The sequence below is a fragment of the Pseudoalteromonas sp. SiA1 genome (assembly GCF_018732205.1).
Classification (GTDB): domain Bacteria; phylum Pseudomonadota; class Gammaproteobacteria; order Enterobacterales; family Alteromonadaceae; genus Pseudoalteromonas; species Pseudoalteromonas tetraodonis.
The window spans coordinates 311571-323837 of record NZ_CP076084.1; the positions used below are offsets into that span (position 1 = coordinate 311571).

The 12267-nt window shown below is 41.3% G+C and carries 10 protein-coding genes; 4 read left to right on the forward strand and 6 right to left on the reverse strand.

All coding sequences use genetic code 11. The features are described from left to right. Positions 1-86: 86 nt before the first annotated feature. Positions 87-857: a Rossmann-fold NAD(P)-binding domain-containing protein gene (locus tag KK487_RS01425; protein WP_016899310.1), complete on the forward strand. Its 771-nt coding sequence runs from the start codon at positions 87-89 to the stop codon at positions 855-857. Here KK487_RS01425 and hutH read toward each other — a convergent pair. Genes hutH through hutC form a run of 3 tightly spaced genes read right to left on the reverse strand, consistent with a single transcriptional unit; the run spans position 854 to position 4813 of the window. After that, on the reverse strand, positions 854-2386 hold the full coding sequence (hutH, locus tag KK487_RS01430) for a histidine ammonia-lyase (RefSeq protein WP_013463891.1): 1533 nt from the start codon (positions 2384-2386) through the stop codon (positions 854-856). The genes KK487_RS01425 and hutH overlap by 4 nt on opposite strands. Then, positions 2383-4062, reverse strand: a complete 1680-nt coding sequence (gene hutU / locus KK487_RS01435; protein ID WP_036955754.1) for a urocanate hydratase — start codon at positions 4060-4062, stop codon at positions 2383-2385. Before hutU ends, hutH begins: the two co-directional genes overlap by 4 nt. A 22-nt stretch (positions 4063-4084) precedes the next feature. Then, positions 4085-4813, reverse strand: coding sequence for a histidine utilization transcriptional repressor HutC (hutC, locus tag KK487_RS01440; RefSeq protein ID WP_096038897.1), 729 nt, complete (start codon positions 4811-4813; stop codon positions 4085-4087). A 110-nt stretch (positions 4814-4923) separates the two neighbouring features. On the opposite strand from hutC, the gene hutI reads away from it, so the two are divergent. Continuing rightward, positions 4924-6171 (forward strand): imidazolonepropionase, encoded by a 1248-nt coding sequence (hutI, locus tag KK487_RS01445; RefSeq protein ID WP_215521905.1) that lies wholly within the window; start codon positions 4924-4926, stop codon positions 6169-6171. 59 nt (positions 6172-6230) lie between these two features. After that, entirely contained in the window at positions 6231-7955 is a 1725-nt protein-coding gene (locus tag KK487_RS01450; protein WP_024602140.1) for a GGDEF domain-containing phosphodiesterase, read from the forward strand. 6 nt (positions 7956-7961) lie between these two features. On the opposite strand, the gene KK487_RS01455 is transcribed toward KK487_RS01450, so the two are convergent. Both KK487_RS01455 and rraA read right to left on the reverse strand, forming a co-directional pair. Then, positions 7962-9011: a formimidoylglutamase gene (locus KK487_RS01455; protein ID WP_024602141.1), complete on the reverse strand. Its 1050-nt coding sequence runs from the start codon at positions 9009-9011 to the stop codon at positions 7962-7964. A 1-nt stretch (position 9012) separates the two neighbouring features. Beyond that, a complete protein-coding gene (gene rraA, locus KK487_RS01460; RefSeq protein WP_008115004.1) occupies positions 9013-9510 on the reverse strand; it encodes a ribonuclease E activity regulator RraA in 498 nt (165 codons plus the stop codon). 426 nt (positions 9511-9936) lie between these two features. Between rraA and KK487_RS01465 the strand changes: the two genes are divergently transcribed. Then, a complete protein-coding gene (locus tag KK487_RS01465; RefSeq protein WP_036955757.1) occupies positions 9937-11817 on the forward strand; it encodes a methyl-accepting chemotaxis protein in 1881 nt (626 codons plus the stop codon). A 70-nt stretch (positions 11818-11887) separates the two neighbouring features. Here KK487_RS01465 and KK487_RS01470 read toward each other — a convergent pair whose 3' ends face one another. Beyond that, positions 11888-12262, reverse strand: coding sequence for a gamma-butyrobetaine hydroxylase family protein (locus KK487_RS01470; RefSeq protein ID WP_008115008.1), 375 nt, complete (start codon positions 12260-12262; stop codon positions 11888-11890). Positions 12263-12267: the final 5 nt, after the last annotated feature.

Sequence of the window (12267 nt, forward strand, 5' to 3'; positions counted from 1 at the left end):
CTAAAATTATTTTTAGTCGCATAAAGTTAATTATATTTTTTATCGCTATAAAACGCGTTGATTGAGTTTTAATAAGGGTAAATAAAGTGCAAACCAACAAAGATAATTTAGTCGTTCTTGGCGCTGGCTGGCTTGGCCAAGCCTTATGTATTGATGCACAAAAACAAGGTTGGCAAGTGCAGGGGACTCATCGTAGTGACACTCATCAATTTGATTTTGAACGTCAGTTTGTTTTACAAAACGGTGAGTTGCAGCACCAAGTTGATTTACAAAATGCGTATTGGGTCTGTGCAATCCCGCCTCGCAGTCGAGATAGCGAAAGTGATTATCCGCAAGTGCTTGAGCAGGCGTTAAAGCTGGCAACTGAGCTTAATTGCAAAGGCTTTTTATTGTGCTCATCGACTGGGGTATATGATCAAGAACCTGGCGTTTATAGTGAAAGCAGCGATATATCAGGCACTAACGAGCGACAAATAAAGCTGTATGACGCTGAAGAGCAAGTGCTTGAACAGCAAGGTAAAGTGCTTCGCTTAGCCGGATTGTTGGGACCAAATAGAGAGCCTGGTCGTTTTGTGGCGGGTAAAGAACTCAATACCTCTAGTCAGCAAGTAGTGAATATGGTGCATCAACAAGATGTGATCAATGCTATTTATGCGGTCCTTAATAACTGGTCGCAAGGACAGAGCATTTATAACGTGGTGAACCCAGCGCACCCGACCAAAGCAGATTATTATGCGCAAAAGTGTGAGCTGTATGGCACACAAATGCCGAGCTTTAGTAGTAATGAGGTCGCTGAGCGCAAAGTTATTGGCTCAGCGATAGAAGCACTGGGTTTTAGTTATCAGTATGGTATTTAATAAGAAGGTAAGGGGGAGTGGCTTATGAAGTCACACAACTTACCTTCACTTAGTAGCGTGTTGGCCGCTTCAATATCGGGAGCAAAATACCGGTCTTTGTCGTAATAGCTAACATGTTGGCGTAGCAGTGCTTTGGCACTTTCTACTTTATCACACGCGCGTAGTGGTGCTCTAAACTCAAGCCCTTGGGCAGCACTGAGCCATTCTATGGCCAGTACGCCTTGCGTATTATTAGCCATATCAACTAGTCGTCGTGCTGCAAACGTTGCCATAGAAACATGGTCTTCCTGATTTGCTGAAGTCGGTAAGCTATCTACCGAAGCAGGGTGTGCTAAGGATTTGTTTTCAGAGGCCAGTGCAGCTGCGGTGACTTGAGCAATCATAAATCCTGAATTTACCCCACCGTTTTTTACTAAAAATGGCGGTAATTTAGATAAATTAGAGTCAATCAATAGAGCAATACGTCGCTCAGCTAAGGCGCCAATTTCAGCAATAGCAATCGCCAGGTTATCAGCGGCCATAGCAACGGGCTCAGCATGAAAGTTTCCGCCTGAAATAATATCCCCTACATCGGCAAATACGAGAGGGTTATCGGTTACTCCGTTTGATTCACACAGTAGTACTTCGGCGGCTTGACGTATTTGGGTTAAACATGCACCAAGAACTTGCGGCTGGCAGCGCAGGCAATATGGGTCTTGTACTTTTTCACAATTAATATGTGAGTCACTAATTTGTGAGTGGCTATCGAGTAATTCTCTAAATACGTGAGCCGTATCTATTTGCCCTTGCTGACCACGAATGTCATGAATACGCGCATCAAATGGCGCGCGACTGCCCATGGCCGCTTCTATACTGATAGAGCCAATAACACAGCTTTGTGCGTACAAGTCTTCGGCTCTAAATAAGCCTTGTAGTGCAAATGCAGTGGATGCTTGGGTGCCATTCAATAAGGCTAACCCTTCTTTTGCAGCTAATGTTAGTGGCTCAAGACCTGCAATTTTTAGCCCTTGTGTAGCGCTTATCAGCTCACCTTGATAACGCATTTTACCCTCACCTAATAAAGGCAAACACATATGCGCAAGCGGTGCTAAATCGCCCGATGCACCCACTGAGCCCTTTTTAGGCACGCAAGGGTAAACTTCACTTTTAAGCAGCTGCATAAAAAACTCAAGCACAGCTAAGCGAATACCAGAATAACCGCGCGATAAAGAGTTTATTTTTAGTGTGATCATCAATCTAACGGTGCTGTCATCCATTAACTCACCAATACCTGCGGCGTGTGAAAGCACAATACTGCGTTGTAATAGTTCGAGTTCATCGTCAGCGATTTTAGTATTGGCCAATAACCCAAAGCCAGTATTAATACCATATACAGTGCGATGTTCGTTTATCACGTTTTGGACTGTTTGAGCACTGGCAGCTATTTGCGCCTGTGCATCATTGGCCAGAGTTAAGTGTATGGCTGATTTGTTAATTTTTCTTAGCGTGTTTAAGTCAAGCTGACCCGGTTTGAGTGTATATGAAATCATGACTTGTCCTCATTAAGCATTGGTAGGTCTAGCTGCTGCTGTTGCGCACAGTTTTTTGCAATTTCATAACCCGCATCAGCATGGCGCATTACACCGGTGGCGGGATCGTTCCATAATACTCGAGCAAGACGCTGCTCTGCTTCATCAGTACCATCGGCAACAATCACTACGCCTGAGTGCTGGCTAAACCCCATGCCTACACCACCGCCATGGTGAAGTGATACCCAAGTAGCACCGCCTGCGGTATTAAGCAGGGCATTTAATAGTGGCCAATCGGAGACCGCGTCGGAGCCATCTTTCATACTTTCAGTTTCACGGTTAGGGCTGGCAACTGAGCCTGAGTCGAGATGATCCCGTCCAATAACTACCGGCGCTTTAAGCTCACCGCTTTTAACCATATCGTTAAAGGCAACAGCAAGGCGCGCTCTATCTTTTAAACCGACCCAACAAATACGTGCAGGCAAGCCTTGAAATTGAATTCGCTCACGCGCCATATCAAGCCAATTATGCAGGTGTTTATCATCTGGAATGAGCTCTTTTACTTTTGCATCGGTTTTATAAATATCTTCAGGATCGCCAGATAGCGCTACCCACCTAAATGGACCAATACCTTCACAAAATAATGGACGAATATACGCAGGCACAAACCCAGGGAAATCAAATGCATTACTCACGCCTTCTTCTAGGGCCATTTGACGAATATTATTGCCATAGTCGGTTGTTGCTGCGCCCGCTTTTTGTAGTGCCAGCATCGCCTTTACTTGGACTGCCATTGACTGTTTAGCCGCTTTTACAACTGCTTGTGGGTTATCGATTCGCATTTTAGCTGCGTATTCCATACTCCAATCTTGTGGCAGGTAACCGTTAAGTGGATCATGAGCTGAGGTTTGATCGGTAACTATATCGGGAGTAATACCACTCTTTACCAAGGTACTAAACACATCGGCGGCGTTACCTAGTAACCCCACAGAAAGCGCTTCTCCTTTTATGCAAGCATCTGTTATTAATTTTAGTGCATGCTCAAGATCTGTGGCTTTTACATCGACATATCCTGTTTTTATCCGAAAATCGATACGGCTTTCATCACATTCCACCACCAAGGCACTAAAGCCTGCCATAGTAGCCGCTAATGGTTGTGCGCCCCCCATACCTCCAAGGCCACCCGTTAATACCCACTTACCTTTAGCATTACCAGCAAAATGCTGTTTTGCCATAGCCACAAACGTTTCGTAAGTGCCTTGCACTATGCCTTGAGAGCCAATGTAAATCCAAGACCCAGCGGTCATTTGGCCATACATCATCAAGCCTTTTTTATCTAACTCGTTAAAGTGCTCCCAGTTTGCCCAGTGCGGTACTAGGTTTGAATTGGCAATTAACACACGTGGTGCATTGCTATGAGTTTTAAATACACCCACCGGTTTGCCTGATTGCACTAATAGAGTTTCGTCATCTTCTAGGCGTTCAAGCGTTTCAATTATTTTGTCATAACTTGGCCAATCACGGGCAGCACGGCCAATCCCGCCATACACCACCAAAGCTTGAGGGTGCTCGGCAACATCAGGGTCTAAATTATTCATTAGCATGCGTTTAGCCGCTTCGGTTTGCCAGCTTTTGGTGGTTATTTGATTGCCATGTTGCGCGCGTATTGTGCGCTGTGTGTCCAGTCGATGATTCATTGTTCACTCCTGTTAAATAGTATTAAGCGTTATGCGCTTTATTATTATTTTTAAATGTTAATTGTCCGCCCAAGCGGTACTTACTGCCCGGCGATATAAGTCGTGCAAAGCTAACAATCCCGTTAACCGACCAAGTGCGGCGTATTACTTGTAAACAAGGCTCTTCGTTATATAGGTTAAGCCATTGACACATTTCACTGCTTGGTGTAATAGCCTCTACGGTATGCCTTGCTTGTGTTAATGGGGCAACTGTTGATAGGTATTCGTGTGGGGTGAGAGCGGTAAAATCTTGTTGTAAATAATCCTTGGCAAGTAACGGGTTTACAAAGCGTTCTTCAACTTGCAAGGGGCTGTCATTTTCGTTATGAATAATGACACTTCTATACACCACACTATCTACCTCAACACCTAAAGCAATAGCAATTGGCGCCACGGCATTGATTGATTCCAACACCTGTACTGTGCAGCTGTAGTTTCCGTTTCGCTCTTTGACTTCATGTGCAATGTTTTTTATTTCGAGTAATGATGACTGCGACTTAAAGCTTGCGACAAAAGTACCTAGCCCTTGGCTACGGGTTAAAATGCCTGTATCAGTTAGCTCACTTAACGCTCGACGTGCGGTCATTCTGCTTACCGCAAACTGCTTTGCCAGTTCATTTTCTGAGGGCACGCGTTGGTTTTCAAGCCAAAGCCCACTGCGTATTTTGTCCACAATAAACTGTTTTATTTGTGTAAATTTAGGTGTTGGCATAAACGCTTTTGGTGTATTAAAAATAAACAATACTTAATAAGATGGCATAATTACCTTGTATATACAAGATGTGTTGTTAAACTCGTTTGAACATTATCGCGGAGAAACTTATGCAAGCCACAGAATCTACAGAACAGTTAAATGATATCGATTTATTGCTCACAGATGCCAACATTGCGACCATGGATAGCAATATTGATGCGCCTTATGGGGCGATAGAAAATGCGGCGCTAGCTATTAAAAATGGCAAAATAGTGTGGCTAGGTAAACAAGCTGATTTACCTAATTTTGATGTGTTAGCCACCCCGATATTAAGTGTAAAAGGACAATGGTTAACCCCAGGCTTAATTGATTGCCATACACATTTAGTGTTTGCCGGTTCTCGTGCGCAAGAGTTTGAGCAGCGTTTGCAGGGCGTGAGCTATCAGCAAATAGCAGCGCAGGGAGGGGGAATAGCAAGTACAGTTAAAGCAACCCGAGAGGCTGACCACGAACAGTTATTTGTAGCAGCAAAAGAGCGTTTAAATGCATTGTTAGCTGAAGGGGTGACGACGGTTGAAATTAAGTCAGGGTATGGGCTTGATATAGACAATGAGAAAAAAATATTGGAGGTGGCTAGGCTGTTAAATCAACATCACCCCATTGAAGTGGTTAACACCTTTTTAGGGGCACATGCGCTACCTTTGGAGTTTAAAAACCGCAGTGATGATTACATAGATTTGGTATGTAATGAAATGCTAAGCACGCTTGTTGAACATGACCTAGTGGATGCCGTTGACGTTTTTTGTGAAGACATTGGCTTTAGCTACGCACAAACTCAACGCGTATTTGATGCAGCTAAAAAACAGGGTTTGGCAATCAAGTGTCATGCCGAGCAATTATCAAATAAACACGGTGCAGCGCTGGTAGCACAATACAATGGCCTGTCGGCTGATCATTTAGAATACCTTGATGAAGCAGGCGTTAAAGCTATGGCAAACGCAGGCACTGTGGCGGTATTACTGCCTGGGGCTTTTTATTTTTTAAAAGAAACGAAATACCCACCAATTGAACTGTTAAATAAATACAAGGTTCCCATCGCAATTGCCAGTGATTTTAATCCCGGCACATCACCATTATGTTCGTTGCAATTAATGATGAATATGGCCTGCACCTTATTTAATTTCACTCCAGAGCAGGCATTAACTGGCGTAACAGCACATGCGGCTCGTGCTTTAGGTTTTACTGATAGAGGGGTGTTAAAAGTTGGCGCTCGCGCAGATATCGCTCATTGGCAAATTGACCACCCTGCACAATTAAGTTATCAGTTTGGGGTAAATAAACTGTTAAATTTATGGATATTGGGTAAACTTAGTTAGTTTGTATAAAATTAACTCTTAAACCTATGTTTTATTTAATGTCAGTGAGTACGTCAGCTATGGATGGAACGTTATTGAGCTACAGCAATTTAGCTATTTTTTTAAGTGGTGCACTTTTAATGGCAATGGTTGCCACGCTATTAACCGTTAAAAGTAACGTAATGAGACTCAGCTTTTTATGTACTGGGCTCATTGGCTTAGCTATGGTCAGTAGCGCAATACCTTGGCTCGCTATTTTACTAGCGCTAGGTTTTGGTTTTAATTTATATCAAGCGAAGTTACAAAAGCAAAAAAAACCATTTCTTATCAGTGCCTGTGCAAGCGCATTATTTGCTTTATTGTTAATAGGGTATCTCTTTTTTACGCTGCATTTAGCGTGGTTGCTCATGGCTATTTTACTGCTCTCAGTCAGTGGTTTTTTAGCTGATAATGAGCCTAAAGCTACTACGCCTTTAAAGCCACAAACTGAGCCTGAGGTGTATGTTGAAAACTCACCCTTAGTCAGCTTCCCCGATAAACAACAGTTACGTCAAAAGTATAATGAGCTTATTGATGAAGGTTCATTCAGAGCCGCACTTATTGTATTAAGGCTAGAGGGGTTTGCGCAGGTAAATCAGCATATTGGACGAGATTTTGGTGACTTATTGTTGTCGCAGTCGGCAAATCGAATAAAAGACTTACTAGACAGTGATGAAGTGTTGTTCCTTGCTCCGCATGCTAAATTAGCGCATTTAGGCGGGTTAAATTTTGCGTTTATTTGTGATCTACAAAGCCATAATCATTTACATCAACAGCTTATCAAGCAAATTATTGGCGCTACATTAAAGCCCTTTAACGTGGCTAATTGCACTATTGAAGTAAAGGTAAGAGCCAGTTATGTTCATTGCGATCAACAAAGTACGAGCTTTGATGATTTAATTAGTTATGCGTATTTGGCACTTGATAGTCAGCCAAGCAAACAAATAGTGGCTTATCATCAACAAATGACGGTTGAGCATTTAGAGCAACAAGCGCGATTAACAGAGCTTGCGAATATCAGCTTTGCTGATGAGTTTGAGCTGTTTTTTCAACCCGTTATTCGCAACGGCGATGGTCAAATTGAATTTTTAGAATTGTTATTACGTTGGCAACACCCCACGCAAGGCACCTTATCGGCAAGCCGATTTATAAATGATATTAGAATTGCAGGGCTTGGTTATTCACTGGCTACCTTTGTTATAGAGCGTGCTGGCGAATTAGCCATGGCACTTCGTATGGAAGGGATGTCGGTACCTTTGAGTGTTAATTTATTTGGCCCAGAAATGCTCAATGAAGAGTTTGTTGATTTTGTTTACGGAGTAATTGGTGAGCATCAACTCAGGCCAGGCGATTTAATTATTGAATGTCCGCTTCATGTTTTTACCAGCCTAGATGATAAAGGCAGAGCCATGATCGCAAGGCTTAACAGTTTAGGTTTAAAAGTGTGTGTTGATGGTTTAGGTGATAACCCTGTATTACTTTCTAAGTTACCTAGTTTAGCGGTGGAATATATTAAAGTATCGCCTGCATTAACTGCAGACTTTAGTAATCAAAATAATATACGCAGCTTAGTAAGCGGTATGGTAGAAATGCATAATCAGCAACAAACAAAAGTGATTTTTGAAGGTGTTGAAACACTGGACCAACTTAAATTTGTGAAAAGTTTGAAAGCTTATGCCTCACAAGGCTACTACTTCGGACACCCTTTAAGTAGCTTGGGGTTAATGAGTTGGTTTAAACAGTGGTTACAGGCACAAGAAGACTAGGGAAGATTAGATTTTTTGCTTTGTTTGTAGGTAGATATTTACTAAGGCACTGATTACTTGACCACATTGTAATTTACCCGCAGCAAGAGAGTGAGGATGTTGCGAGGGTGCTGCTTCGCATAAATGTAAATAAGCACTGTGATAATTACTTGCAGCTAAATAAACATAATGCTCGCCATCGCTAACATCAAAACCGCAATAATTAAATGCGCTTGCAGGCATGTTGGTTAGGCTATCTAAATCAACTTCTATTCCCAACGGTGCGTTATCAAATGCGTTTAGTGCATTGTTAGTTGCCTCCGTTAAACTTATTTCTCGCCTAACATTAATCGCTTGATAGCTGGTGAAACTAAATTTTGCACTTTGCATTGCATTAAAAATTTGTTGATTATTTTTAAGCTCATGTAAGCCAATTACATGGTAACTGTTAAGGTGCTGCTCTTGATAGGCGTAGTGAAAACCATTGCCACTGTGTCTGCCTTCACACTCTCTAAAGTCGGCATGGGGGTCTAAATTAATGGCGTTAATTGCGCTGTTTTTATATTTTGCAAGCGAGCGAATAATACCTAAGCAGTTGTTATGTCCGCCACCAATAATGATGGGTTCAAGACCTGCTTTAAAAATCATGCTTAAAATTGCTTCAACCCGCACATCAATCTCAGCGCACAACTGACGTAATTGGTCTAAATCGAGAGGATTTTGGTTATCAAGCGGGTGTGCTTGTTCCATTAAGTCATCGAGGTTTACTTCGCCAAGGAGTAACACTTTTTGCATGGCAATAGCGTGATTGTGAGGTTGGTTTAAAAAGTGTTGTAAAAAAGCGGGCCAAGCATGTTGTGCTCCGCCTTTACCTAAATTGGCTCTAGGTCCAATGTCTTCGCAAACGCCCAGTAAAACAAAGCGCATACCAAACTGTGCAGCATCAGTAAGCGCTTGTTGTATATTAACGTTTGCGTCAAGTAATGCCATTGACTGCCACGCTTTTTGTTCACCTGCACGGTTAGAACAAATGCGCTTGAGCGTGCTTTCGTTATATACTTTAAGGTGTGCTGTCACGCTACAGTTCTATTATTTCTAGCTCTAATTCTTCAGCAGAAAGTACAATACCTGTACTGTCGGCATAAACAAAATCATCATCGAAAAATGATACACCCGCAAAGTTAACGCCTATGCCGCTTTCACCCGCGCCTTCACTGTCAGCTGCAACCGGAATTGATCCAATGGCTTGAATTCCTAAATCCAGTTCTTCAAGTTCATCAACATGGCGCAGTGCACCATATACAATAATACCTTGCCAATTGTTTTCAAGTGCCAGCTCAGCCAGTTCAATATCAATTAAGGCTCTACGAGTGGAGCCTCCACCATCAATAAGTAAAATCTGATCTGTACCATCTTGAGAAAGCAATTGACGGATCAGTTCATTATTTTCAAAACATTTTACCGTTTTAATGCGGCCACCAAAACTGTGTCGACCACCAAAGTTGATGAACATAGGTTCAAGCACGTCAACCACATCAGCGAAATGGTCACATAAATCAGAAGTGCTGTAATCCATTATTTTATCCTCAAAAGATACATAAGTTAGTAACTTAGTATACCCTCCTTATATTCAATAACAACGACTTAATTGCAGTAAATTTAGCCAGAAATAGAACTAAATCAATAACACGACTCATAATTTTTTAATAAAATTGTCATCTTTATAAATAAATATTTTTAAAGCTATGGACTGAGCGTTTATAAGTGCGAGAGATTTAAGTTCTGATTGGCGAGACTGTTAAAATTAAACAATACTGTGATCAGGCCGATGATTATATTGTCCATTTGTATAAAGGGAGTTTGTTAATGGTTAAATTTTACTGGTAGCCCTTTTTTGGTTTTTAATGATAGGCATTATTGTTTATTTCATGTAACAAAATTATGTTAATACAAGAAAGCATCACGTTATACTGAACTGGCAAATTTAATATAGGTATTTACAATGAACTTTTTACAGAATCTAACGATTAAACGTCGTTTACAATTTAACGCATTAATCGTTGGCTTAGCCATGATTGTTATGCTGTGCATCATCATTTATGAAGCACGTATTATGCTTAAATTAAATGAAACTATTCAGTACGCTGAAGAGCTAGATGTGCATGAGCTTTCGATGCGTAAATACGAAAAAGACTTTTTGTTTTACAAAGATGAGTCTAGTTTAGAGCTATTTGCGCAAGAATATAAAAAACTACAATTTAAACTAGAAAAGCTATCTGTTTTATCTGCAGATTTAAATATTGCTACGGCTCAGGTCAATCAATTTTCTACGTTAGCCCAACAGTACTATGACGACTTTCAAAATGTTGTAAAACTACAGCGTAAAATCGGGTTGCACCCAAAAGACGCTTTATATGGCGAGCTGAGAGAAGCAGTTCATAAAATAGAAACATTGCTTAGTGAGCAAAATAATTACCAATTACTCACTACTATGCTACAGCTGCGTCGAGCTGAAAAAGATTTTATGCTACGTTTAGATACCAAGTATTTAGATCGATTTAATAAATTAGCAAGCGAGTTAAAACAACAAGTAAATGCTGCAGAGCTACCTAATAATTTACGCAATCAATTGGTCTCGTTAATGACCAACTACCAAAATAAATTTACTGCATTGGTAGAGGCGCAGGTGGAATTAGGCGTCGATTTAAATTCGGGTGCCCTAGGGAAAATGAGAATAAGTGTTAAGAAAAGTGATGAAGTGGTTACTTTGATCACTAATGCGACTAAAGAGCAAGTAACTGAAACGGCGCAGCAGGCGCAATTATTAGCAATAGTCATTTTTATAATTGCTAGTATCATCGTTATGCTACTTGTGTACTTGACCAGTCGTTCAATTATCCAGCCTATTGAAAAAGTTTATCAAGCAATAGATAAGATAAGACAAAACAATGACTTAAGCTTGTTTATAGAGCATAAAGGGAAAGATGAAGTAACGAGGATGACCATAGACTTTAATAGTTTAATTAGTGACTTTAAAGATCTCATCTACGAAGTAAATACGGCTCTAACAACGCTTAATATAGCAACAGGGAACCTATCTGAAACAACCTCAGCGACTAGCTCTGGTATGCAAGAGCAATTGCATGAAGCGGATATGGTAGCAACCGCTGCTACAGAAATGCAGGCAACGATTCAAGATATTTCACACAATACTGAAGCCGCCGCTAAAAAAGCTGAATCGACCAATGTAAGCGCCCAGCAAGGTCAGGTTGAAGTAGAGTCAACTATTAAGCATATTAATGCCTTATCCGATTCACTTGGTAAAGCTTCCAGCGTGGTGTCTCAGCTAGAAAAAGATGGTGAAACCATAGGTTCTGTACTTGATGTGATACGTGCGATTGCAGAGCAAACTAATTTACTTGCTTTAAATGCTGCCATTGAAGCGGCGAGAGCGGGTGAACAAGGTCGTGGCTTTGCGGTTGTTGCAGATGAAGTGCGCTCACTTGCACAGCGTACGCAAGAGTCAACCAGCGAAATAGAGGGCATTATTAACACCCTACAACAGCGTACTCAAGAAGTTGTGAGTATCATGCACCAATGTCGTACTCAAGGTGGCGAAAGTGCTACACAAGCAACAAAAGCGGGTGAGCTGCTAGGATCAATTACCATTGATGTGCAAACTATTATGGAAATGAGTACACATATTGCTACTGCTATTGATGAGCAAAGTCAGGTGGCTTCTGAGGTAAATAAAAACGTGGTCCGTATTCGAGATATTGCAGAGGGGGCTGCGGCTCACTCACAAACTAATGCGCAAACCAGTGAAGAGGTCTCTGAGCAAGCAAGGGTACTTCATCAAGCGATTTCAAAATATAAGGTTTAACTACTAACAGAAAAAAGTGGCTTAATTGCCGCTTTTTTCTCATTCACAGAGTATAAGTTCAGACTAAATACTAGGGGACAAACTTTATGGGTACGCTGTCTTTGTTGTTTTCATGTTGTTTAACACGCTCTAAATACGTATCCCATAAGCTTGTTTGTTCAGCTTGTAATTTAGCAAAATATTGCCAGCTGAACAGCCCGCTGTTATGGCCATCGTCAAACTCTAAACGTAACGCGTAATGCCCTACCGGCGTAATGGTTTTAATGCCCACTGCTTGTTTATTTAGTACTAACTTCATAGGCTCAGATCCATGGCCTTGAACCTCTGCTGAGGGAGAGTGTACCCGTAAAAACTCAGCGCTAAATATAACTTCAGAGTTATCATCAAAATAAACATCTAAATTTTTACTCACACTATGATAGTGCACTTTTGTAACTTGTTTCATCGTCA

Excerpts from the sequence above, each read along its gene's own strand:
- hutH (WP_013463891.1), bottom strand. The coding sequence starts at position 2,386 with ATGATTTCATATACACTCAAACCGGGTCAGCTTGACTTAAACACGCTA.
- hutU (WP_036955754.1), bottom strand. The coding sequence starts at position 4,062 with ATGAATCATCGACTGGACACACAGCGCACAATACGCGCGCAACATGGC.
- hutC (WP_096038897.1), bottom strand. The coding sequence starts at position 4,813 with ATGCCAACACCTAAATTTACACAAATAAAACAGTTTATTGTGGACAAA.
- hutI (WP_215521905.1), top strand. The coding sequence starts at position 4,924 with ATGCAAGCCACAGAATCTACAGAACAGTTAAATGATATCGATTTATTG.
- KK487_RS01450 (WP_024602140.1), top strand. The coding sequence starts at position 6,231 with ATGGATGGAACGTTATTGAGCTACAGCAATTTAGCTATTTTTTTAAGT.
- rraA (WP_008115004.1), bottom strand. The coding sequence starts at position 9,510 with ATGGATTACAGCACTTCTGATTTATGTGACCATTTCGCTGATGTGGTT.
- KK487_RS01465 (WP_036955757.1), top strand. The coding sequence starts at position 9,937 with ATGAACTTTTTACAGAATCTAACGATTAAACGTCGTTTACAATTTAAC.
- KK487_RS01470 (WP_008115008.1), bottom strand. The coding sequence starts at position 12,262 with ATGAAACAAGTTACAAAAGTGCACTATCATAGTGTGAGTAAAAATTTA.